Genomic DNA, 24,002 nt, shown 5'->3' with positions numbered 1-24,002 from the left:
GAAACTTTTCTAATAAATGACCGAAAGCATATCGTTAAGCCATATGCAAACCGGAAGGCTGATGCTGAAAAATCATATATAAAATTCTGAGAATTTTCATTATTCAAAGTTTTGAACAGATGGTAAAAAAAACGTATACATTTATAATGAACACGAGAAACCTTAAGCTGCTAATTGTGCTTATTGCACTTGTTTGTCAGACACAACTTTTTGGCCAGGATTCCACTGGGCGATCTAAAGCGCTAGACTTGTTCAATGACTCTAAGGATTCTGCTTCAGGTAATGTTGATTCTTTGATGAATCTAACGAACCAATCTAAAATTATCAACGAGCTTGCCGGATCAAATCCATACAGAGCGAAAGTGGACACCAACATCATTAATCGACTGGATTATGTGTCTATTCAGCAAATGGTTAAAGGAAATGCTGCTGGTATCTATGTGGCTGAGCCAAATGGAGAGCCGGGTTCTGAACAATATATGTTCATTCATGGATTAAAGGGGCCAATGCTTTCTAAAAAAGATTTATATGCCCAACAACCTGTAGTCTTTTTAAATGGAGTGCCGCTTATACAAAATAGCACAATGCCACTTGAAATCCAGAGTACTGATTTTAATATGGTTGGACCTGCTACCAATTTGCTGGCCACATTAAATCCCAATGATATAGAAAGCATTGAGGTTTTAAAAGATCCTGCGACGCTTGCTAAACTGGGGCCAATTGCAGCCAACGGCGCAATTTGGGTACAGACTAAAAGTGCGAAATCCGGGGAAAAGCAAATTTCCATTGATGGACATTTCGGAATGACACAATCCCCCAAAGTAACGCCGGTGAATGCGGCGTACGAAAATGCATTCAGACAGCCTTTTTATGAAAAGTATGCAACCGCAGCTGACTTAATCAATTATCCGATTTATCTGAAAGATTCCACAGATCAGGAATATTATGGTACCGCTGACTGGACGGATCTGTACTTTAAAAACAAACCTTTCTATGCTGTCAATATGAGCCTTTCCGGAGGGTCAGAAAGAGCTAACTTTCGTTTTCAGGTGAATAATACCAGAAGCGTTTCAGGTCAGGACGGAGCTGCGCTTGATCGTTATGGACTTGCATTTTTTATTAATATGTCTCCACTCACGTGGTTGACTGTTTCTAGTATGATTAATGCAAACAGATTGGACCGAGACAGAAATAGAAATATCAGAGATAGGCTCGCTGAGGTTCGGTACACACCAGATTTGAGTAATCCATTACCTCCTAGTTATCATGTTTACAGTCAATATATTCATGAGTTTGATGAGGCGATAGATGATAATAAAGTCAATAGTATTCAAGGATATTTTTCAGTGGGAGCAAAGCTTTCCGGTTTCAGCTTTCTGTCTAAAATATCTGTCGACTACAATGAAGCGCTCAGAGATGCTTTTTGGCCAACGGAATTATTGAGTGGCAACAACTTTGTTTCTTATTATTTTGGTTACAATCAAAGGTTCATGGTGTCCAATACTGCGTCTTATGAAATTAAGCTGGATGACGCAAACAAAATTGATCTTGAAGCAGGACAATCCTATCAGGCAGATATTAATAAGTATGATTATGCCTTTGGTTATAATACACCTAATAACTTTATCAAATTTAGAACTACAAAAATAAACGACGCTGGCGATTATGTGGGCATTTTTGATATGCAGTACTTCCCGTTCTTTGGTAAACTGAACCAACGCTTAGCTTCCTTTTATGGCCAGGTTAATTACAGCTATAAAGATTATTTAAAATTGAGCGGCGTACTTAGAAGAGATGGTTCTTCAAACGTGCAACAGGATCAAAGATGGATAACTTCTCCGATTGTAAATCTTTCTTGGGATGTATTGAAAAGTATTTTACATGAATCAAAAGCATTAAGCAATTTTGAACTACGTGCATCTTATGGGACTTTCGGCTCTTTGTATAATACAGATATTTATAGTAAAGGTCCGAGATATGTGACTGATGCTTCCTGGCCTGCAGACCCTGCAATTGGTTCTTATGTAGGAATCGCGGCTTCTTCCAGACCTTATACCAGTGGTTGGGCGGGTTATGGAATTGGATGGCAGAAATCAGAAAAAATGAATTTAGGGGCTGATCTTGGATTTATGGAAAACAGGATACAGGTTTCTGTGGATCTTTATAATGAAAATAATAAGAACCGCTTATTACCGGTTCCGGTACCTCAGGAGTTGGGCTATACTGCAGCTTATAAAAGTGGAATGACTGTCAATAATAAAGGCGTCGATCTGAGTGTGAGAGGACAAATCTTTGCTGCTGGCAATCAGGATCAATTTGCATGGACTACGAACTTTAACCTTGGCTTAAATAAGAATAAAATTACAGCTCTTCCTGATGGATTGCAATCAGTTGTGATTGGAGATCAGAAATTGGAAGTTGGGCAATCTGCAGATGCATTTTGGGTGTATAAAAACCAAGGGATATATACGGATATTGCGCAAATTCCTGTAAGCAATCAGACCGGTGTTCGTCAGTCGTTCAATGGCTTATTACTAAATGCAGGCGATCCGAATTGGGCGGACTTAAATGGCGACAATGATATTAATGAAAATGATAAGGTTCTGACTGGCCACTATATGCCCACAGTAACTGGTGGTTTTGGGAATGACTTTTCTTACAAAGGATTTAACCTGAGTTTTCAGTTCTATTTTGCTCTGGGACAAAAATTGCTGAACCAACAGATTTCAAATAGATTGAATTTTATCAATACCGAAGGGAGCCGTGACCTAAACACTGTCAAAGAGATAACTTATTGGCAAAAAATATTTGATGCCAATGAATACCCGATGTATAACCCATGGAGCAACGTAGTCCCATATCAGGTGGATCAAGATTTATTCCTTGAAGATGCATCTTTTGTTAAACTACGTTCCCTTACTATAGGTTACGATTTAACCTCAGGTAAAAATGAAAGACGAAAGAAGGCCTTCCGTAGTGCAGAAGTCTATTTATCTGCTACCAATCTTTTCACGGTCAGTCCATTTAAACATGGAGATCCAGAGCTGGTAGATTACCAGGGTTACTATAGAGGATATAACCAAATGTTGCCTAAGACCTATACCATTGGCTTACGAATGGACCTGTAAATAATTTGAAATCGAGTTAATATTTATACAATGAGATCTATAAAAATATTATTATCCACCTGTTTGTTCCTTTTAGTTGCAGCATCTTGTAATAAGAAGCTGGATGTTGATACGAATTCGATGGCTAATGAGAGTACAGAATGGAAGACGCTTGATGATACCAGAAGTAATCTGATAGGCGTATATGCTTTATTTAGAGCTGCGCTTGCCACCAATAATGATTACTGGATGTGGGGGGAGCTGAGAAATGGAGATTTTGTTTCCACGACAAGAGCTGATTTGAAAGCAGTTATTGATGGAGATCTTAATGCCTCTTATTCAACTTTGGATGAGATGAAAAGCTGGAGGCGTTTTTATGCCATCATCAACGCTGCCAACCTTTTTATAGAACGGTCATCAGAGGCACTCGTTGACCCTCGCTATACTACGCTTAATCATGATGTTGATGTAGCTCAGGTAAGAGCTCTTAGAGCATGGGCATATTTTATGATGGTGCGTATATGGGGAGATGTACCTTTTATTACCAATTCTTATGATGGACAATTCCCCGCTATTGGGAAATCGGATCAATCTATTGTTCTTTCATTTTGTGAGAAGGAGCTGGTGGCAGCTGCTGATATATTGCCATTCGAGTATGGTGTGCTAGACGATCCATTGCTGCCGGGCCTTTATTATACTTACGGTCTTACTCGCTTTGAAAATACGCTGATTTCAAGAAATGCTGCTTATGCTCTTTTGGCACATATTGCTGCATGGCAGGGTCATTATGCAGACGTAGATGTATATGCCCAATATGTACTGGATAACTATTCGAACTCCAATATGTATTATTTAACTACTGATGAGCTGACCGATCCATCTGGGGTATTCTATGCTAGAGGGGATTATAATCAATTGCTCGGGTTTAATTTTGTCTATGGTCATGGAGAGACGGGTACAAGCGGAGAGGGGCATTTGGAATCATGGACATTGGCTTCTCCATTAATTACTAAACCTAAACCGGATATTTATGTACCGGTAGAGACTATTAATACAGTTTTTACTGACAGAATGGATCAACGCTTTGGTATTGATACTTTAAACGGCTTACCTAGAACAGCTTATTTCACTAATTATAATGCAGAGATTCCTATTTTCTCAAAAATAAAAGTTTTAGGAGATGGTGGAACAGATGGTGAATTTGCCATTTATAGTTCAGCAATTATCTTTTCCAGACTTGAAGAGATCACTTTGCTGAAAGCGGAAGCAGATGCTGTATTAAATAAATTAAACGGTGTCGATGGGGCTATTGCTAATTTAAATTTGATAAGGAACAAAAGAGGTGAATCTTCTTATGATAAAGAGGTAGATGGGGATTTGATAGACGCCATATTTGCAGAAAGAAGACGTGAATTGATGGGTGAAGGCTGGAGATGGTATGATCAGGTTCGATATCAAAAAATTACAAATAAAGACCCCGATTTCGTGAAGCTTATTCAGGAAGGTGGAATCTACTGGCCAATTGCGTCATCCGTACTTTCTGCAAATACGAATATTCAACAAAATCCTTATTGGATTAATAAATAATAAAATCTTATTGCTCATAAATTAATGGTTAAGATGAAAAGTATAAGAGAAAGAATATTAAATAAATGCTGGGGAATTGTTTTCTTATTTGCGTTGTCAGCTATTGCAAGTAGTTGCTCTAAAAGCCATGAAGGGCCATATTATAATTACGAGAATCAGAATGCTGTTTATAATGGAAGTACCTATGCATTTTTGCAGGCTCAGGACGGCCTTTTTGATTCATTGCTGTATGTGATTGACAGAGTGCCCAACTTGAAAGACACAATAGAGAATTATAACATTACATTATTTGCACCCAATAATCAGTGCTTTACGAATGCTTTAAAGAATTTGAATGAATTGCGTTCAACGCAACATAAAACGCCGCTTTATCTGCGTGATCTGGACCTCATGGAGTTAGATACTTTGCTTTGCAGGTACGTACTTGCCGGCAAATTTGTCACTGATTCGTTGATAGAGTTTTCGGATGGTATTTCTGTACAAAGCCTGCGTTATGACTATGCCATGCATTTAAGATATCATCGTCAGGATGCTAATGGTTACCAGAATGGCGGTCCACAGGAAATAGAATTTAGTGATCCGAAAAATTCAATTTTTGAAAGATATTGGGTGACAACATACACTACTTCCGTAAATATTTATACCAATAATGGCCTGGTGCATTTATTATCGGGGGGGCATGAGTTTGGCTTCGGTGAATTTTCCGGAAGAATGAACAAATAGTTACCAAGAGCATTTTAAATAGATTGAAAGGTTCATTTCATAAATCTAATCTAATGATAAAAAGATTCAAATTACCTTTAGCACTTATTGTCTTTAGTGCTTTATTATTTTCCGCTTGTGATAAGTTATTGCCAGACGAGAGAGAGTCTGTTGCGACTAACTCAAGTTTTACACAGGATGTTTATACGCCAATTTTAGGTCGGGCTACGCTGTATAATACTTTCAATGTTGGTAATTCTACACAACCTTTAACCTTTGAGATTATTAACCCTAGAACTTATACCGGAGAAGCGGCCCCTGAGCTAACTGATGTTTTCCCTGTCACTGTTTGGAAAGAAGCTTATACCGGTGATGAAACTTCTTTGGAGGAAATTAATAATAAAAGAGGCACGGAAAACCATCACTTGTTCGAGATCAGAGAACATTCCGGGCAATTTATTATGTGGCCAGAAGCTAAATCCACTTTCGTACATGCTCAGCCTGATTCCGGATATGTCTTCGATGTTGAAATGTCTAATTCTGGAGGAAGACGGTATTTTAGAAACATGAGGCTTAAACCATATAGGGAAGTACCTGTAGAACCAACGACCCAAGATCCTGTGACCGGACAGTCTACCTATCTTGGTACAGGTCCTTCCAGCTGGAGCAATATATTTGGCGAACGTTCAGGACAATTAATATATGATATAGGGGTTGTTTTTCATAAAGTGAGTGATGAAGGAAATTCTCTCACCTTTCAATTCTATGATACCTTACAGAATCCTATTAATCCAAAGAAGTTTAATCTGACAGATTGGGAACATCTGGTGCATGGATTTGATATGAAGATGACAGATACCGGAGTTACCTACCAGGTCGCATTTCCTATTCCTTTGACAAATGTTAAAACCCGATATACAACTACTGACGGCTTAAAAGCTCATGTTGCCTTTAGTTATGACAGAATGGGATTTGGTGACAGGCGCGTGGTCGCCGACCTTCAATTGGATTTTGCAATTTATGAGCCTGGACAGTGGGAAGTTAAATTCTTATTCCAAGATGACAACCCGAAATTTGAGGATGAGTAATTGTTTTAATTAACTGGCGGTCTATAATATTATATTACTTTTTTAATATACAAAAGTTTAGCTATGAGGCATGTGTTTGCTATTTTATTAACTTTTATTATGTGCATTGGAGTTTCGGTTTCCTATGCGCAGACTAAAATAAATTGCTCAGGTGTAGTTATTGATAAGGTAACTAATGCGCCAATGGTGGGTGTTTCGATCATTATACAGAAAACTCATAAAGTCGTTGGAAAGACTGACGATAATGGTAAATATACGATTGAGGTTCCGGAAGGGACTAAATTGTTATTTTCCTATGTCAATTATGCTAATTCACTAGCTGATGCATCTGCAGACTTTATGGAAATTAGTATGAATTTAAAAGATGATGGTGATCTGAAAGATGTCGCTGTTGTTGGTTTTAGAAAGGTTTCAAGGGAGGCGAACACCGGTTCTTCCGTTATTATATCTGGTAAAGATCTTCAAGATGTTCCAGCGGCGAGTGTGGCTGATTTGTTACAAGGTAAAGTAGCGGGCTTGAACATTCAAAATAACAATGGGTCACCAGGAGCCAGAGGCTCAATTTTCCTTCGCGGTCTCTCTAATATCTCTGTTACTGGCTCCGGAGCAAATGGCTACTTAACGCCAACATCGCCGCTATTCGTAATTGATGGTGTTCCAGTAGATATGAATACGGAATATCAATATGGCTTTAATCAGGGTGGTCCTGGTATTAGTCCATTATCTTTAATTCCTGTAGAAGATATTGAAAAGGTAGAAGTCCTTAAAGACGCAGCTGCAACTGCACTTTGGGGATCTAGAGGGGCCTATGGTGTGATTCTTGTGACTACTAAGAGAGGTAAATCAGAAGTGCCAATCGTATCTTATCAAGGGCAGTTTTATTATAGCGATATTCCAAGACTTCGCGATGTGATAGGCGGTAAAGAAGAACGAATGCTGCGTATCAGACAGTTATTAGCTTATGACACATCTTATGCAGACGCCTTACAGAAGATCAACTCCAGTCCTTATTTGTCTGATAGTTTAAATGCTTATTATAATAATTCTACAAACTGGCAGGCAGTATTTTATAAACCAACTTATAACTATTCTCATAATTTTAATATAAGCGGAGGTAGTCAGAAGTTTAATTATAAAGTTAATATGGGCATCTATGACCAAAGCGGGATTGTTGAAAATACCGGCCTGACAAGATATAGCCTGAATATGAATACCAGATATCAGCCATCAGAAAAGTTTATTCTGACTGCTGCTATTAACTCCGGGTTGGCCCAAAAAAGAAACGGTAGTGGTAATAGTTTGATTCAGGATGGGGTAGCATCAGGAACAAATGCTTCCTCCTTATTACCTGCTCCTTCTCAGTATTCAGCTAATAATGACGCGCTGGCTAGCATTTCTGTCAGAGATGATAATAAGACAATTCAGGTTCAGCCTAGTATCAATATACAATGGACTCCTGTACAGGGTTTACAGTTTCAAACTGAAGCGAACTATAATTTCAATACGGGAATTAGTGACAATTTCAAACCGTCTCTGATTAATGATGGTAATGGCTTGACTACTTCTTTTCATAGCCGAACCAACTCTCTTTATAATAGGAACTCAATTAACTATATAAAGAGTATTGAGAAAGATGGTGAAGGCGTTCATAATTTTACTGTCTTTGCTTTTAATGAAATTCAGGAAAATACTTATAGAGCTGATCAGTCGAAATTAAGTGGTTCCGCCAATGATTATTTAACAGGTCCTAATGGATATAACTGGTATGCAAGTGTTGCTGGTACGTTTGATGACGCCACTGAAACCAGGAACGTAGCCTATGGTGGAGCTTTCAGTTATAACTATAAACTGAGATATGTTTTGGACTTCCAGTACCGTGTAGATGCGACCTCTACTAATGGTCCAAATATTGGATCAAAAAAGAGTCCAAATATCAGCGCCAGATGGAATATGCAAAATGAAAAATGGACCAAAAGCTGGAAATGGATGAACGAAAGTTCTTTCCGTTTCAGCTACGGAACTACTTTGATTCCAACCGGTACTATATTCGATGTGTATGGTAAATTCAATCCGGGAACGAATTATAATGGTCAGCAGACGATTGTATCTGATTTCTCTAATGCTCCGAATGTAAATTTCAAATCATATACAAATACTTCATTTGACCTTGGATATGAAGGGACATTCTTTAATAATCGCCTGAGCGTGATGTATGATTTTTATTACATTTCTAAAGACAACCAGACTTATGCTAATTCACTGGCAAATACGACTGGATACGCCCAGATTACGACCAATGATGTATCTCTGGTAAGTTATGGTAATGAGTTTACAGTTTCTTTGAGGTCCAAACCAAGTAATGATGAAAATAAATTCAGTTGGAATATTTCTGCCAATGCTGCGCTTAACAAAAATATTCTGACACACTTACCGGACAACGTGAGACAAATTATTAAAAATGATGCCTCTACCGGATATTTCCCTGTACTTTACAGAGTAGGTAATAACCCTTTACAAACAATGGTATATAATACTGTAGGAGTTTATCCGACTAACTCTTCAGTAGCTGTTGATCCTTTAACCGGAAGGCCTATACAAGTGGGTGTCGGGTCCAATGTATTTCTTGGAGCAGGTGATCCAAGATGGACGGATTTGAATGGAGACTATATTATTGACGAAAATGATTTGTTAGTGCTAGGTAATCCGATGCCTAAGGTTACAGGTGGCTTTACGATTTATTTGAAATATAAGCAATGGTCTTTAAATACGAATGTATCAGCCACTTTGTTCAGGGATGTTATTAATACTGCTCTTGCCGGAAAGTTTGAACATTTCAAAGATCCATTGTTTACCGGAAGCAACAGCAGCTTGTCTAATAATGGAGTTTTGGTCCCGATAGATCAATATGATTACTGGAAAACGGATGGCGATGTTGCGACATATCCTAATCCTTATGACTATCTGAATTCTGCCGTCAATCCTTATCGCTATAATCAGACTTTGTTTTTTGAGGATGGATCTTATTGGAAGTTGAATAATGTGACGCTTTCCTATACGGTGGATAGAAAATGGAGTCAACGCTTTGGGATAAGTTCTGCCCGATTTTTCTTTACCGGTGCGAACCTTTTAATTATCTCTCCATATTCCGGTAGTAGCCCTGAAAATGTAACAGATTTAGGATTCGATAATGCAAATGGATATCCAAATGCAAAGAACTATGTTATCGGACTGAGTGTTCAGTTTTAGACATTGTTTGTTAAATTAAATATTTCCGCAGCAAAAAGAAAATTTTATGAAACGTTTTAATAAACTAACCTGGATCGCATTAATTTCAACAGGGCTCATTTTGGGTACAGGCTGTAAAAAATTCCTGAATGTGGATCCAATCAGTGCACTTTCGGGCAATAATTTCTGGAAGACCCAGAGCGACTTCGATAATTACATGGCAGGTATTTACAATCAGTTCCGGACCATGACCATGGAGGATTACGATGGCTCTTATACCCAATTTTTTCCAGCTGTTGGTGATTTTAGATGTGCACCTTTTGTGGGTGTTAATACCACTAACCGTAACTACATTAATCAATTTGCATCTAATGATTTATTGGGGGCAATTAATTCTACTTCAAACTGGGTGGGTACCTATGAAAAAATCACAGATTGGAGCCGTTTTTTCCAGATTATATCTTCCTGCAATATTCTTGTTGATGAAATTGGTAAACAGGATGGCATTTTGTCTGCTAGCCAGGCAGGACAATATAAAGGGGAGGCTATTTTTATGAGAAATCTTTGCTACTTTTTTATGGCCAGATTATATGGCGATATTCCTTATTATACGGAACCTTATATGATTGACCCTTCTAGCAGGGAAGATATGGTTACGGTACTTAAAAAATGTCTTGAAGATTTAAAAACATCAGTGAATGATTTGCCCTGGACTTATGATGATCCTTCAAAAAGAGGCGTCAGGGCTATGAAGGGTTCAGCTTTGGATTTAATGATGAATATTAATATGTGGTGCGCTGGATTCGATGCTGATAACCAATCCAAATATTGGCAACAGACCGACTCGTTGGGTAATGTTTTGTTGACGGATAATGGTGGTGCCTATGAGCTGCTTCCCATGGATAGATTTCATGAAGTTTTTGAAGGGAGTTCCAAAGAAGGACTGTTTGAAATTGCGCAAAGTTTAAATAAAGGGGAGGTGTTTGGGCTATTCGCAACCTTTACGGATAATATGCTGCATTATCCTCACAAACAAAATGGGAGCACCAAAAGTTATTTGATGATTCTTGATAAATATTTAACCAAGTTATTTCCTGCTGATAAGCCTGATTTACGTTGGAAGTTACTATTTACAGGAACAAACAGCAATTATGACCTGGAATATCTCAAATTCAGTAATATTTATGCGGAAGAAGGGGAAGACGTGAACCCGGATGATAATCAGATTATTTTCCGTCTGCCGGATGCAATTTTATTAAGAGCGGAAGCATGTAACAATCTAGGTAAAGATGATGAAGCTATCCGCTTATTAGACATGGTTAGAGACAGGGCAGGTGCAACAGACTATGTTCCGGGAGAAACTCCGAATGAAGATCTTTCTGATGCCATTTTCTATGAGAGGTGGAAGGAATTGTTAGGAGAGGGCTATTATTTCTTTGATATGGTAAGGACTAAACGGATCTTGGATGGTAAGGTTTGTCCGCATCCTCTTTCAGCAGAAGCATTTGCGAACGGAGCCTGGACATGGCCTATTAGTACCAAGGCGCTGGAGAAAAATCCCAATATGCGCTTAAATGATTACTGGAGATAATTAATGAAATTAAAAAAATGAATTGCATTCGATTCACTATAAAAGAAAGTAAAATGTGCATTAAGAAATTTTTTGGCTGGCTTTGTTTAGTTGTAATTGCAGCAGCAGGGTTCAGTGCCTGTCATAAGGATGACTATTATATAGATACCGGTTTGCACAATGCAAAATATGAAGGGACGGTAATGGATTACCTTGAAAACAATCAGTATCATTTATTTGATTCCTTGTGTAAGGTAATCCGTCTGGCTGGTATGGAGGATATTTTTACAAATGATTCTATTACCTTTTTTGCACCAGCTGATACCTGTATAAAGTCTAGCGTTGAGTATTTAAATCAGCAGCTACTGTTGAAAGGAAAAGATACAGTTACCAGTTTAGCGCAACTTCCTGCAAGCTTTTGGAAAAAGGAACTATCCTTGTACCTATTTCAAGGAGTGCACCGCTTAAAGGATTATCCTCAGATTGATCCGCTGGCTATGCAGGTTTATGGTGGTCAGTACTATTCATCATATGGCGGGAAAGTTATGAATATAGGAGTGTATTTTAATGATGTTAACGGGGTTAAATATGCAGGGTATCGCCAGTTGATGTTAGGTTATTTTGCCGGTGAAACCCCTCCTGATTTTCTCCCTTATTTAATACCGGTAGCTTCCTCTGACATTAATCCATATAATGGTATTGTGCACGTCTTACAATATACACAAAAAGTTATTTATTACAGCAGTGATTCAGATGATGCATTGACCACACTTTTACCGGTTTATTTTGGATTTGAGCCTTATCAATTTGTCCAGGATGCGCTTGCTGCGGGGATAGATTATGGCGAATAGAAATGTATCAAGGAATCAAACTAGTTAAATGAAATTAATAATGAATAAAATTGCTTTTAAATATTTCTTTCTGTTGATCTGTGTTATAACCGGATTATACAGTTTGAGTTGTAATAAGGAAACCAACCTGGGATCCGGCCCGTATTTTGATGCGCCGGTTACTGCAGTACAATTCTTTGGCAAAAAGCCAAATCCGGTAGATGGTAAAGCAGGCGATAAAATTGCTTTCCAGGTTACCGGACTGGATAAGCTAACGGATTATAAATTTTATATAAATCAGGTGGAAGCTGAAATTGTCAGTGTTACTGATAGTTTAGTTACGGTGATTATTCCTAATGGGACGTCCTCCGGTCCTGCATCTGTATTAACTTCTGATGGTCAGTACTTTTACGGACCTGTGTTAAAAATAGACGGTAAAGTTTCTGCCGACAATACCTTTAAAGTCGGAAGCGGTACCAATGGCGCTATTTACGATGTTTATTATAATGGAGCAGGAAATGGTTTATTTGTGTTAGCAGGTGGTTTTACTGATTTTAACAGTAAAAGTTCAACCCAGGATATTAACGGGCTTGCAAAGATTTCTTCTGATGGTACATATGTATCATATGATGCTGGTAAAGGAGCTTATGGTGGGATTGTTAGTTCCATTTTGGCAACTGGGGGTAAATATTATATAGGTGGTATTATATCGACTTATGGCGTTCATACAGTTGACGGATTGACCAGGATAAATGACGATTGCTCCTTAGATACCACTACTGTAGATTTGGTGAATGGTGATGAAGAGTTGCATCCGGAAAATAGTGTGGATACAGTGCCTACTTGGAATGCTTATATGAGTGGAAACGTAGTGAGGGTATTTGAAGATGCTGATCATAATCTTATTTCAATCGGGAATATGACTCAGTTTTATAGTTACTATTACGAAGGATCCCAGAAAGGAAATTTTTATACGGACCGAACTGCCATGTATAATTTCATTAAAACTGATGAGAACGGGGTGCTGGATTCTTCCTTTAACTTTGATAAGACGCTGGGATACGGCGTCAGAAGCTTAAATGGGTATATTTCTGATGGTATACAGCTACCAAGTGGCAAAATTATCTTTGTGGGTTCTTTTACCAAATTTAATGGTATAAGTGCGCCGAAGATCGGAGCGTTAACTGATGATGGAGGACTTGATGCGTCCTTTGCTGGGGCAATCGGTTCAGGAGCAGATGGCGATATTTACCGAATAACATATAATGAGACCACAGGTAAAATACTTATTACTGGTGATTTTACTCATTTTGATGGTCATGTTGCTAATGGGGTGGCAATGTTGAATACAGATGGTAGCTATGATGCTAGTTTCTCCATAAAAGCAATGACCGGAGGCACGGCCAATTTCGCTGGCCAGCTCAATAATGGAATGATTTTGATTTCCGGTTCATTTAGTACGTATGATAATGTAGTGCGTCAAGGGTTTATGATTCTTAATGCGGATGGAAGTCTGGCTGAAGGGTATAATAACACAGGGGCGTTTACTGGTCAGATAAATGGGCTAGTTGAAATAAGTAGCCATAGTGTTGTCATTTATGGATTGATAACGTTGTTTGATAATGTTAAAGTGGGAAACATCGTAAAAATTGCTTTTGATTAATAATATAAATAGGGTAAACAGTCATGATATTACTGAAAAATATAAAACAGATGAAGGGTAAATGTGGAAAGATACTGTTAGCTACCTGTATTATGGCGACTTTTGCCTGTAATAAAACAGTGGTGGACGATTTGCCGACTTCATATCCTGCAGATGGTAATGGTGTTCAAAGTCAGAATAGAAAAGTTCTTTATCTGATTCTTGATGGTGCCGAGGGAAAACAGATTGATACGCTGGCACCCCAGAACATCAGTGCCTTACTTAAGACCTCGGTTTATAGCTGGATAGGCATGAGCGGAGCAAATAATAAGGATACGGTCTTACCGGGTGCGTGGGCTTCTATGATGACCGGTTATAATTCAGATCTTACGAAGGTTCAGACTGGGTTTGATACTGCAAATCTTAAAGATTATCCTTCCCTTATGACCCGCTTACGTGATGTGGCTCCGGACATAAGGACTGTTGGTTACTCATCATCAAAGCTTTTTGATCAGTATTTATTAACTGATGCTTCAGCAAAGCTCCTAACGGAAGGTGATGATGCGGCAGTTGCAGCGAATGTTATCAGCAGTCTAGAAAAGGATTCTGCCGGGTTAATTGTGGGGCAGTTTCATTCTATTGCTGAAGCAGGGGATCAGTATGGTTACCGGTATAATATTCCTGAATATGCTAAAGCAGTTTCAACTGTTGATGGTTATATAGGTGAAATCGTCCAGGCGTTAAAGGCAAGACCTAACTATGCCAATGAAAACTGGTTATTAGTCATAGCCTCAAATGAAAATGGGGTGGTTGATAAAAATAATAATGGAGACAGTACCTCTGCTTATAATGATACGAGAAGAAACAGCTTTGTAATTTTTAATAATCCACGGTTTGTTACGGAAAATATTGGACGTGATGGAACACCTTCTACTAAAGGATTGTCTGCATATAATGATTCTACGGTGTTATTAACAGGAACAGGATCCTCCGGGGTAAGTATTAAGGTACCAGACGATAAAAGAGTTTATGATCTGAAAAATGGTGACAGTGCAACAATCGAATTTAAATTTAAATATTTAAAATCAGGGGTAACGGGAACGGAGTATTTCATGAATATTGTGGGAATGGCCACCGGATTTTATTCCAATGGTAATGCATGGTCTTTCTGGCGCAGTGGAAATGGATTCATTTTTTATATTTCTGATAATACAGGTAAATATTATAATATTGGTTATTCTTCTCAGGTCAATGATAATAACTGGCATACACTTGCTGCCTCCATCGCGTGGCCCAAAGGAACAAATAAGGCTCATATCAATTTATATTTGGATGGATTAATCGAAGTTAGTGACAAGACAGTTGAGTTAAATGCGGATTTGACATCTGGTAAACCACTGGTAATCGGACACATGCCACAGGGGACTAGTGTAGGGAATTATACAGATTTTTACGTCTCTGATTTTAGATACTGGAAAACCTTACTGCCTTATTCCATTATTACCCAATATGACTGTAAGAATGAGATACCGACTTCAAGCCCTTACTATCCATATCTGGCAGCCGATTACAGAATAAATGACGGTAATGGTTCAACGGTAATAAAAGATAATTCCGTGAATCATCAGGATGGTGAGGTCGTGGATCCGAGTGGAATTGCGCAGTGGTATACTTTTAATGAAGTCAGCAATAATGTATGTCCGGCTCCGGATCAGAATTTTTACAAAGCGACGCCTAACGGACTGGACATTCCAATGCAGATTTATCAGTGGCTTGGCGTTATTATTAATCCTTCCTGGAATCTGGAAGGGCAATATTGGTCAAATGGCTATAGTGATGTACAAGTACCAGATAATTATTAATAAAATATCAAGAATTTGGATGTAGCCGGTGCTTTAATGAAATCAACTGGTTATCAAAAAATAAAATATTTTCGGATGAAAAAATTACATTATATAACATGCTTTCTCTCGATTCTGACTGCGCTATCTCTGGGTAGTTGTAAAAAGTATGGATTCGATATAGCAGATGGTTACGGCACCGACACATTGCAACAAAACATTACAGTTGATACAACGGATAGTCGTCCTGACTATAGTATGCTGGCTAAAGCAAGAATTTTCCCCGGATTGGTTGACGCTTCCGAGCCAAGATTAGATAATTATGAGGTTACCTTAAACTTGAATTATCATAATGAGGCATATAACCGTCTAAGAATTAGTGTGATACCTGAGCCCGTGTTTAATACAGGCATGTATGCTGGGCCTGGTGAACCTGTGACTATTGTGGTTCCTGAAGGTGTTAAGGGGCTTATCTGTCAGATTGGAATGTGGACTGATAATCTGACCTCTAAAACACCAAGACGTAGGGAGCCCATAATTTATGACAGAAAAATGTTGTTCCCAGGTGTAAACCACGTTAGAAACTTGTTTGGAGGGAATATTTATATTGTTACCTCTTTCCCGATAGAGCAGCCTGTTAAACTTAGTTTTACCGGAGCCTGTAAAAGTCCGGATTTTGAATTGGGCAAGACCGATCCTGCTACCTGGAAGGCTGAAATTGCAGCCAGCAAGGTGCCTTGGTTTGAATTCTATTCAGGTCATATAGATTTTACGCTGCCAACCTCTAAAATGGTGGATTGGCTGCAAAAACATCCGGATGTAGATCCTGTTACCCAATTGCAGGCATGGGATCAGATAATAGAAAAGGATTATAATGAATGGGAGGGGTTATCTGATACCGCTTCCGATGATATTGACAAACCTATCAATCTAGCATGGAGAGTGGTATTGGATATAGATCCGTCAGTTGGATATGGACACAATGGATTCCCAGTGGTTGCACAGGACGATAATGAATGGTTTAGTGCCTCAATGATTGCAACTGATACTGTTTCCATCTGGGGGACTCTTCATGAAATCGGGCATAATAATCAACAAGGTTCTTACTGGAGCTGGAGTACACTGGGTGAAACGACAAATAACCTGTTTTCAATAAAGCGTGCACACAGAATTGGCATTAAAAATGTTGCAGCGCTGCATCCGGCGCTACCCGGTGCAGCTGAAGATGGTCTTAAATATACCAGTCAGGATGATGCTGGAAAAGATTTTGATAAAGATGCGCTGGTTAATAGTCCGTTCACTCGTATGATTCCATTTATGCAGTTATTTGACAGGATTGAGCGCTGGGATGGTAAAGCGGATGGGTATGGTCTAATGTCTTACCTCTACTGGAGAGCAAGACATGCGCAACGTTATTCTCTGAATGATTTAGCCATGCATGATTTCTTTTATGAAGCAGTATGTGAATACACTCATTTGGACTTTTTTAAATTTTTCCAGGCATGGGGCATTCAAGTCTCCTCGCAAGCCAGAAATGAGATGTCAAATCAGTATGTTAATAAACTGCAGACCGATATCTGGAATTATAACCCTCTGACCAGGCAAGGCGGTAACAACGTAATAGACTATACTGTTAAACGAACTGACTGGATTGTCAGCTCACTTAGTCCGAGTGACACCCAAAATGATGATGAGGAAACCACTGGCGAAGGATCAGGTAATGGTAAATTCTCAGAACTGTTAGACGGCAATAATAGTACATATTGGCACTCAAGGTGGTCAAGTGCGGCGACAGGCCTGCCACATGTCTTGTTGTTTGATTTGTCTGAGGTACAGACCGCTAACGGGATCTATTTCATACAAAGAGCTGCCGGATCTAGAAATGCTAAAACACTTAAAATATGGGTGGGTAACGATCCGGACGATATGGAATTAGTGACTGATCCCACATTTGAGTTGGCGAAAAATTCTAATAGACAAGAGTTCAGTTTTGGGGGTGTGAAAAACTTCCGGTATTTCAAAGTGGAATTTGATGATGGCTGGGATGGCTCTCAATATATAGCAATGGCTGAAATCGGATTGTATTAGCACCACTTGAGAAGAGTTTGAGAAAGTTTAATCTACAATAAATAATTTTTGATGAAAACGAAGTATTTTAATAATAGGAGTTTGCTGATTATATTAAGTTGCTTTATCTTTTTGGCATCCTGTAAAAAATATGCAGATCCACCGCCATATTTTGAGGAGTATGGTGAAGATAGTGTTAGCACGCAGCGTAAGGTTCTTATCATAACCATAGATGGCTTAAGTGGTGAACAGCTTGAAAACGCAAACATGACTAATTTGCAAAAATTGATAGAAACTGGAAAGTATTCCTATGCTCAATTGAAAAATGTAAATAGTTCGGATGCTGCCGGCTGGGTAACACTTTTAACCGGTACGGGTTACGGGAAACATCAGATATATGATAGCAGTTTTTTATATGTTCCATCTGGAGATGTTAGTGATGGAGAAGATGAATCGATCCCATTCGTGCCCAATGTTATTAGCTATATACAACAGACAAAACCGGGTTATAAAACGGCGCTCGTGTCTCCCTGGCAAAACCTTGTAAAATATGCTGTAGAGGCAGATTACCCTTATGCAGTGACTAATGATGCTGCGGTCAAAGATTCGGCAGTTTCGTTACTAAAGGTGAATACTATGGGCGTTATGTTTGTTGACTTCAATGGCGCAGAGCTGGCTGGTAATGCCGGAAAATATGACATCACTGATGCCGGATTTAAAAGTGCAGTAGATAAAATTGATGGTTATGTTGGAGATATTGTAGAAGCGCTAAAAGCTAGAGAGAATTATGATGCAGAAGATTGGCTGATAATGGTGACCTCTCCCAGAGGCGGCAGCCCTGAGCAATCCTCACAAGGATTTGTGATAGCTTCCAATCCCAAACTAAAAAAAGAGGAACTGAAGAAGGTGGGATTTAATACAGTAGACTTTACGGGCAGCGGTAATCAGGCTGCCATTGCTTACGTTCCGGATGATAAGGGGCTGTATAACTTTGGAGCTGACAAAGATTTTACATTCCAGGTACAGGTTAGCGTGCCCGGCAATAACTCATATCCCGGTTTCTTAGGGAAAACTGACGGGGGGACGGATAATAATTTTACTGGCTGGTTTCTTATGCAGGAAGGAGATCATTATAATGTGGAATTTTCAGGTAAAGCAAATGGAGGAAGCGGCAAAAACCAGATTTCTGTTCCAACAAGCATTACTGGAGGAAATTGGCACACTATTACCGTTAGCGTGAAAACCGAAAATGGGGTACGCACTGCTTACTGCTATACGGACGGTGTTTTTGTGACTTCTAAAGATATCACCGGGGTTAAAAATATAAATGTTGATGCGCCATTAAAGGTAGGATATTGCTGGGGCGGCGCCTACCCAAGCTTCCATGCAGCGGATTTTGAAATTTTTAATGTCGCTCTTGATGCACAAACCATTGCGGCTAATATCAGCCTGAAAAATATCAAAGACCATCCTTACTATGATAACCTGATTGGTTTCTGGCCAATTGACGAAGGAGGTGGCGGACTGGTGACCAACCAAGCCCCTGGTGGGTATGATATGATGCTAATGGGTAACTTTGTTTGGGAGGCGATGGGATCCGATGTACCTGTCTCCATGGTACCAGATGCTTCAATAGGTACTTCTGTGGTTCCCGTAACTGAAGACATTGTGGCCAATATGTTTTATTGGTTAAAGGTTGAACCTGAAAGTTCATGGGGATTACAGGGGCAGGATTGGCTGGTTAAATTTGAAAGAGAAATTTACGGCTTGTAACCTTAATGATTAATTGAAAGTACTGGCTCCGATCATCGCTGATGATTGGAGCCTTTTTGGTAAAATGGGTCTTTAATTGTTCAATTTTAGAAGGCAGATTAAACTTTTTAGCCATGAAGTGCTCAAAATGGCCTAAAACTTATCAACATTAACAAAATTCTTGTACGGGTCTTGTTATTTTAGCGAAAATATTAATAATAATAAATATGAGTGTTTTATTGCAGATTGTAGCAGATACAACCGTCCAGGCCGTTCAGACTGGCCAGGATGCAATGGCAAAGGTTTCTGTATGGGGCCTGCTCGGTAAGGGCGGTGTATTGATGTACCCCCTGTATTTGCTGTTGATACTGGCTATTTTTATGTTCTTTGAACGTTTTCTGGCAATCCGCAAGGCTTCCAGAATTGATTCAAATTTCATGCATGTCATCCGGGAGAATATTCTTTCGGGGAATGTTCAGGCGGCCAGGAATCTTGCCAGAACAACAGACAGCCCTGTAGCTAGGATCATTGAAAAAGGCCTCAGGCGGGTCGGGAAGCCCATTGACGTGATTGAAAAAAGTATGGAAAGCGTTGGGCGCCTTGAGCTCTATAATATGGAAAAGAACCTCAACATCCTTTCACTGATTGCAGGCATTGCTCCGATGTTTGGCTTTTTAGGGACAATTGTTGGTATGATTCAATTGTTTTTTGAAATTAATAGTACGGGGAATTTTGAATTAAGCGTCATCGCTGGCGGTATCTATGTAAAAATGATTACTTCGGGTACCGGTCTGGTAATTGGTCTAATTGCATATATCATGCATAATTACCTGGCAACTCAGGTAGACAAGACTGCCAATAAGATGGAAATTGCCAGTACAGAATTCATTGACATTTTACAGGAACCTACCAGATAAGGTAGCTGCTGTTCGTATAAATCATTGATAATGAATATAAGAAGAAGGTTTAAAGAGCGGCCGGAAGTATATACCGGTTCCTTAAATGATATACTTTTCATCCTGTTATTATTCTTTTTGATAGTCTCCACCCTGGCCAACCCCAATGTAATCAAGGTGAATAATCCAAAAGGGCAAAAAGACACCAAGGTGAAACAAAATATTGTTGTATCTATTGATAAAGATCAGCATATATTCCTGGGACAGAATCCTGTAGCAGATTATAGTCAATTAGATACCTTATTAATTGCGGCGGTAAATAAGCTGCATGAGACTGTTGATACGCCCTCGGTTGTCATAAATGCCGATACAGTGTCTTATTATGGAGATGTATTTAAAATTATGCAGGCCGCTAAAAAAGCTGGGGCCAGGGTTGTAGCAAACGTCAAATAGTACGTATATTTAATGAATTGAATGCCTCTTCCACATTATCAGAAGGGGCATTTTTTTGTCTGCTTAAGTCTCATCTGTCTATAAAACAGCTCTTTATAATGTGCTTCTATAAAAGAAAAAGTCTTAATATTGCAGTGGATTTTGCGTATTTACCTGAAAAATGCCAGGGCAGAAATTCCTTTTTTGTCCAGAATTTTCTTTAATTTCATACGTAAGATTTATTTGGTGTTCAAGGTGACCACTGTTTACCCTTAATCTGACAGTGTTTTCTTTGGCCCAGATTTGGATTGTTAGGTATGTCTGATCCCGATTTTTAAATATTAAACAACCCTTGAACTGTGATTAACTCCACATTGATCAATACGCTCATACAAACAGTGCACATGGATGCGGCAGATTCACAGATGATTACCATCTTTGGGGCCTTGCTGGTAGTGCTGTTTATTTTTGCCTTTGCGGTCTCAGGTTCGCAGGTGGCCTTTTTTTCCTTTGGGATAAAAGATATTAATCTGATTAAGACCAAGCCGCAGGCATCCTATAAAAGGATCCTGGATTTGTTGGAACATCCTCAGGAATTACTTTATGCACTGCAGATTGCCAGTTGGTTTATATACCTGGCGATTATCTTTACCTCCAGTTACCTGATTGACCATTTAATTGTTACCAGTATTGGATTTGCGGGTATTTTCCTTATTAAAACAGCCATCATATTTATTCTGATATTCTTATTAGGAGAATGTCTTCCTAAATCCTATGCAGCCCAGGAAAGTATTAGGTTTGCAAAGGATTTCGGGGTATTGACAGAGATTGTTTATTACTTTTTCAGAAGAATCGGTACCTGGATGTTGTATTCATCCAATAAGCTGGAAGCTGTTATTTTCAAAAGAGATGCCAGCTCCTATTATAATGTAGAACTGGATAATGCAATCAGCTTAACCCATAGAGACGCCTCAGAAGAAGAAAAAAGAATCTTGCAAGGAGTCCTTAAGTTTAACAAGGTTACCGTAAAGCAGGTAATGAAGGCCAGGCTTGATATCTGCGGTCTGGATTATGAATTGAATTTTGGCCAGGTCATTAAAAGGATCCAGGAAGTGAAATTCTCCAGATTACCCGTATACAAAGGTAGCCTGGACCAGATGGTAGGTATGCTACATATAAAGGACGTATTGCCTCATCTGGATAAAAAGGATGATTTTGACTGGCATTCTCTTATCATTAATCTTTATTTTGTATTTGAGCAGAAGCTGGCAGGTGAACTTTTGGAAGAGTTTCAGCAAAAACATTTACGTCTGGCTGTGGTGGTGGATGAGTTTGGTGGCACCAGCGGAATTGTGACCGTTCAGGATATTCAGGAAGAAATTATCGGAGAAATCAAAGATGAACATGATAATATGGATACGACCTATAAGAAGATCGATGACTACAATTATATCTTTGAAGGTCGCACCATGATAAATGATGTCTGCAGGGCCATGGGGATTCCTTCCAATACATTCGATGTGGTCAAAGGTGATAGCGATTCTCTGGCGGGACTTGTCCTGGAACTTGCCGGGGAGATTCCGAGTCTGGGTGCAGTTATCAATTGCGGAGACTTTAATTTCTCCGTAGAAGAAATCAGCAAAAACAGGTTGCAGAAAATCAGGGTCATGATTGATCTGGATGAGTAAGCAACGGGGGATGCAGGGAGAAATTTAGATTTTTAGACAGATTTTCAGATAGATATTAGGAGGCAATAGCTGGTTAATACCTTATACCGCTGCTGCCTCTTGTTGTTGAGTGGTATCCTCCTCGTCCCTCAGGTCCTTAAGTGTTGCTTTTTGGTCCTTGTCTCCTGGATGTTTATCGTGCCGGAAGATAAGTGTTGCCGCGATACAGATGATGCCCATTATGGCCATGGCCCACGGACCACCTAGTCCTCCGGCAATGGCTCCTGCCACCAGAGACCCGAATGGTGTCGTTCCTTGCAGGCATACCGTATAAAAACTCATTACCCTGCCTCTTTTATCATCAGAGACATGAAGTTGTAATAATGTATTGGTGCAGGCTGTGTGCATCATTTGTGCGAGGCCTGTGATCGCCAGAAAAAACAGGGATAAAATAACCGATTTTGAGATGGCAAAAAAGATCATCCCAATACCCAATAACAAACCTGTAAAGGATACAATCCTTGAAAGCAGAGGAGTTGTTTTGGAGTTTGTCAGGAATATGGCACCCATTATCGCTCCAACGCCGGAAGCGCTCATGAGTAACCCTAAAGTCTTGGCATCTCCGTGCAGCACATCCTGAGCAAAAATCGGAGCCAGGGTTTTAAGCGAAGCATTGCTGAAGCTGACGATGGCCAGCAGAATCAGCAGCGTACGCATAATATGCTTACTCTTAATATATTTTATTCCTTCAGCCAGCCTCTGGAGTATCTTTTGAGAAGACTCTACAGCAGCGGGGAACTTTTGTATGTGCATGAATAATAAGGACGCCGTCACTATTGCATAACTAAAGGCATTCGCCATAAAACACCATCCTTCCCCTACAGAACTAATCAGGATGCCGGCCACGGAAGGGCCAATTAACCTGGAAAGATTGAAAACCATAGAATTAGTCGCAATGGCATTGGGCAGGACATCTTTTTCTCTGTCTACCATATCCACTACAAATGATTGACGAATAGGGACTTCAAATGCATTAATACAACCCAGACAAAGACTCAGAATTATAATATGGTAAATATTGACTGAGCCGGTAAGCGTCAGAATGCCCAGAATGAGTGCCTGAATCATAGCCAGCGCTTCAATCCGACATAAGGCTTTATGTTTATCCCACTTATCTGCATATACGCCTGCAAAGGGGGCAAGTACAAATATGGGGATTTGTTCGCAAAAGCCTACCAAGCCAAGCAAGAAGGCAGATCCGGTTAATTGATAGGATAACCAGATCATGGCCAGCCTTTGGATCCATGTGCCTATTAAAGAAAAACTTTGCCCTACTAAAAACAGCCGATAATTTTTATGCGTTAATGCCTTTTGGTCTTTCAGGTATTTACGGATACTATTGGCTATTTTGTTTTGCATATTGTCCCTGGCAGGGTAAAAAGTTTTTTAAGTGGGTCCAAAAAGCGGACTCCTGCAAAGGTACGAAAGGCAGATCGCTAAAAAAAGTTTGATTATCAATGCTTCTGATAATTAACTTGCCTTATAATAACGAACTTTGGTTTGCAAAGGACCTGTCAAAAAATGCCAATAAATTGC

15 protein-coding genes are annotated in these 24,002 nt (G+C 39.3%); 14 read left to right on the top strand and 1 reads right to left on the bottom strand.

Annotation, left to right across the window (positions count from 1 at the left end; translation table 11 throughout):
* Positions 1-146 precede the first annotated feature (146 nt).
* From BLU80_RS05965 to gldE, 14 genes are all read left to right on the top strand, one after another.
* Complete coding sequence (locus tag BLU80_RS05965; protein WP_170831161.1) at positions 147-3,128, top strand: SusC/RagA family TonB-linked outer membrane protein; 2,982 nt, start codon at positions 147-149, stop codon at positions 3,126-3,128.
* A 30-nt stretch (positions 3,129-3,158) separates the two neighbouring features.
* Positions 3,159-4,694: a RagB/SusD family nutrient uptake outer membrane protein gene (locus tag BLU80_RS05960; protein ID WP_091395042.1), complete on the top strand. Its 1,536-nt coding sequence runs from the start codon at positions 3,159-3,161 to the stop codon at positions 4,692-4,694.
* A gap of 33 nt (positions 4,695-4,727) precedes the next feature.
* On the top strand, positions 4,728-5,417 hold the full coding sequence (locus tag BLU80_RS05955; RefSeq protein WP_170831160.1) for a fasciclin domain-containing protein: 690 nt from the start codon (positions 4,728-4,730) through the stop codon (positions 5,415-5,417).
* Positions 5,418-5,470: 53 nt separating this feature from the next.
* Positions 5,471-6,484 carry a DUF5007 domain-containing protein gene (locus BLU80_RS05950; protein ID WP_091395035.1) on the top strand — a complete coding sequence of 338 codons (1,014 nt, stop codon included), beginning with the start codon at positions 5,471-5,473 and terminating at the stop codon, positions 6,482-6,484.
* A gap of 99 nt (positions 6,485-6,583) precedes the next feature.
* Positions 6,584-9,730: a SusC/RagA family TonB-linked outer membrane protein gene (locus tag BLU80_RS05945; protein ID WP_170831159.1), complete on the top strand. Its 3,147-nt coding sequence runs from the start codon at positions 6,584-6,586 to the stop codon at positions 9,728-9,730.
* Between the two features lie 46 nt (positions 9,731-9,776).
* Positions 9,777-11,300 (top strand): RagB/SusD family nutrient uptake outer membrane protein, encoded by a 1,524-nt coding sequence (locus BLU80_RS05940; protein WP_091395029.1) that lies wholly within the window; start codon positions 9,777-9,779, stop codon positions 11,298-11,300.
* Positions 11,301-11,353: 53 nt separating this feature from the next.
* A complete protein-coding gene (locus BLU80_RS05935; protein WP_091395026.1) occupies positions 11,354-12,130 on the top strand; it encodes a hypothetical protein in 777 nt (258 codons plus the stop codon).
* A 40-nt stretch (positions 12,131-12,170) separates the two neighbouring features.
* Positions 12,171-13,772, top strand: coding sequence for a DUF5008 domain-containing protein (locus BLU80_RS05930; protein WP_170831158.1), 1,602 nt, complete (start codon positions 12,171-12,173; stop codon positions 13,770-13,772).
* Between the two features lie 50 nt (positions 13,773-13,822).
* On the top strand, positions 13,823-15,613 hold the full coding sequence (locus BLU80_RS05925) for a LamG-like jellyroll fold domain-containing protein (RefSeq protein ID WP_170831157.1): 1,791 nt from the start codon (positions 13,823-13,825) through the stop codon (positions 15,611-15,613).
* Positions 15,614-15,688: 75 nt separating this feature from the next.
* Positions 15,689-17,680: a M60 family metallopeptidase gene (locus BLU80_RS05920; RefSeq protein ID WP_170831156.1), complete on the top strand. Its 1,992-nt coding sequence runs from the start codon at positions 15,689-15,691 to the stop codon at positions 17,678-17,680.
* Positions 17,681-17,731: 51 nt separating this feature from the next.
* Positions 17,732-19,432 (top strand): alkaline phosphatase family protein, encoded by a 1,701-nt coding sequence (locus tag BLU80_RS05915; protein WP_091394960.1) that lies wholly within the window; start codon positions 17,732-17,734, stop codon positions 19,430-19,432.
* 206 nt (positions 19,433-19,638) lie between these two features.
* A complete protein-coding gene (locus BLU80_RS05910) occupies positions 19,639-20,328 on the top strand; it encodes a MotA/TolQ/ExbB proton channel family protein (RefSeq protein ID WP_091394957.1) in 690 nt (229 codons plus the stop codon).
* Positions 20,329-20,358: 30 nt separating this feature from the next.
* Positions 20,359-20,760 carry an ExbD/TolR family protein gene (locus tag BLU80_RS05905; protein WP_091394954.1) on the top strand — a complete coding sequence of 134 codons (402 nt, stop codon included), beginning with the start codon at positions 20,359-20,361 and terminating at the stop codon, positions 20,758-20,760.
* Positions 20,761-21,098: 338 nt separating this feature from the next.
* A complete protein-coding gene (gene gldE, locus BLU80_RS05900; protein ID WP_244518766.1) occupies positions 21,099-22,427 on the top strand; it encodes a gliding motility-associated protein GldE in 1,329 nt (442 codons plus the stop codon).
* 81 nt (positions 22,428-22,508) lie between these two features.
* On the opposite strand, the gene BLU80_RS05895 is transcribed toward gldE, so the two are convergent.
* Positions 22,509-23,825, bottom strand: a complete 1,317-nt coding sequence (locus BLU80_RS05895) for an MFS transporter (protein ID WP_091394947.1) — start codon at positions 23,823-23,825, stop codon at positions 22,509-22,511.
* Positions 23,826-24,002: the final 177 nt, after the last annotated feature.

It is taken from the genome of Arachidicoccus rhizosphaerae, from assembly GCF_900107765.1.
In the GTDB taxonomy this organism is placed as follows: domain Bacteria; phylum Bacteroidota; class Bacteroidia; order Chitinophagales; family Chitinophagaceae; genus Arachidicoccus; species Arachidicoccus rhizosphaerae.
The sequence above is the reverse complement of the archived record's forward strand: the minus strand, read 5'-3'. Positions and strand labels throughout refer to the sequence as shown.

Bases quoted from the DNA above. Each gene is read 5' to 3' on its own strand.
- BLU80_RS05965 (WP_170831161.1), top strand. From the start codon at position 147: ATGAACACGAGAAACCTTAAGCTGCTAATTGTGCTTATTGCACTTGTT.
- BLU80_RS05960 (WP_091395042.1), top strand. From the start codon at position 3,159: ATGAGATCTATAAAAATATTATTATCCACCTGTTTGTTCCTTTTAGTT.
- BLU80_RS05955 (WP_170831160.1), top strand. From the start codon at position 4,728: ATGAAAAGTATAAGAGAAAGAATATTAAATAAATGCTGGGGAATTGTT.
- BLU80_RS05950 (WP_091395035.1), top strand. From the start codon at position 5,471: ATGATAAAAAGATTCAAATTACCTTTAGCACTTATTGTCTTTAGTGCT.
- BLU80_RS05945 (WP_170831159.1), top strand. From the start codon at position 6,584: ATGTGCATTGGAGTTTCGGTTTCCTATGCGCAGACTAAAATAAATTGC.
- BLU80_RS05940 (WP_091395029.1), top strand. From the start codon at position 9,777: ATGAAACGTTTTAATAAACTAACCTGGATCGCATTAATTTCAACAGGG.
- BLU80_RS05935 (WP_091395026.1), top strand. From the start codon at position 11,354: ATGTGCATTAAGAAATTTTTTGGCTGGCTTTGTTTAGTTGTAATTGCA.
- BLU80_RS05930 (WP_170831158.1), top strand. From the start codon at position 12,171: ATGAATAAAATTGCTTTTAAATATTTCTTTCTGTTGATCTGTGTTATA.
- BLU80_RS05925 (WP_170831157.1), top strand. From the start codon at position 13,823: ATGAAGGGTAAATGTGGAAAGATACTGTTAGCTACCTGTATTATGGCG.
- BLU80_RS05920 (WP_170831156.1), top strand. From the start codon at position 15,689: ATGAAAAAATTACATTATATAACATGCTTTCTCTCGATTCTGACTGCG.
- BLU80_RS05915 (WP_091394960.1), top strand. From the start codon at position 17,732: ATGAAAACGAAGTATTTTAATAATAGGAGTTTGCTGATTATATTAAGT.
- BLU80_RS05910 (WP_091394957.1), top strand. From the start codon at position 19,639: ATGAGTGTTTTATTGCAGATTGTAGCAGATACAACCGTCCAGGCCGTT.
- BLU80_RS05905 (WP_091394954.1), top strand. From the start codon at position 20,359: ATGAATATAAGAAGAAGGTTTAAAGAGCGGCCGGAAGTATATACCGGT.
- BLU80_RS05895 (WP_091394947.1), bottom strand. From the start codon at position 23,825: ATGCAAAACAAAATAGCCAATAGTATCCGTAAATACCTGAAAGACCAA.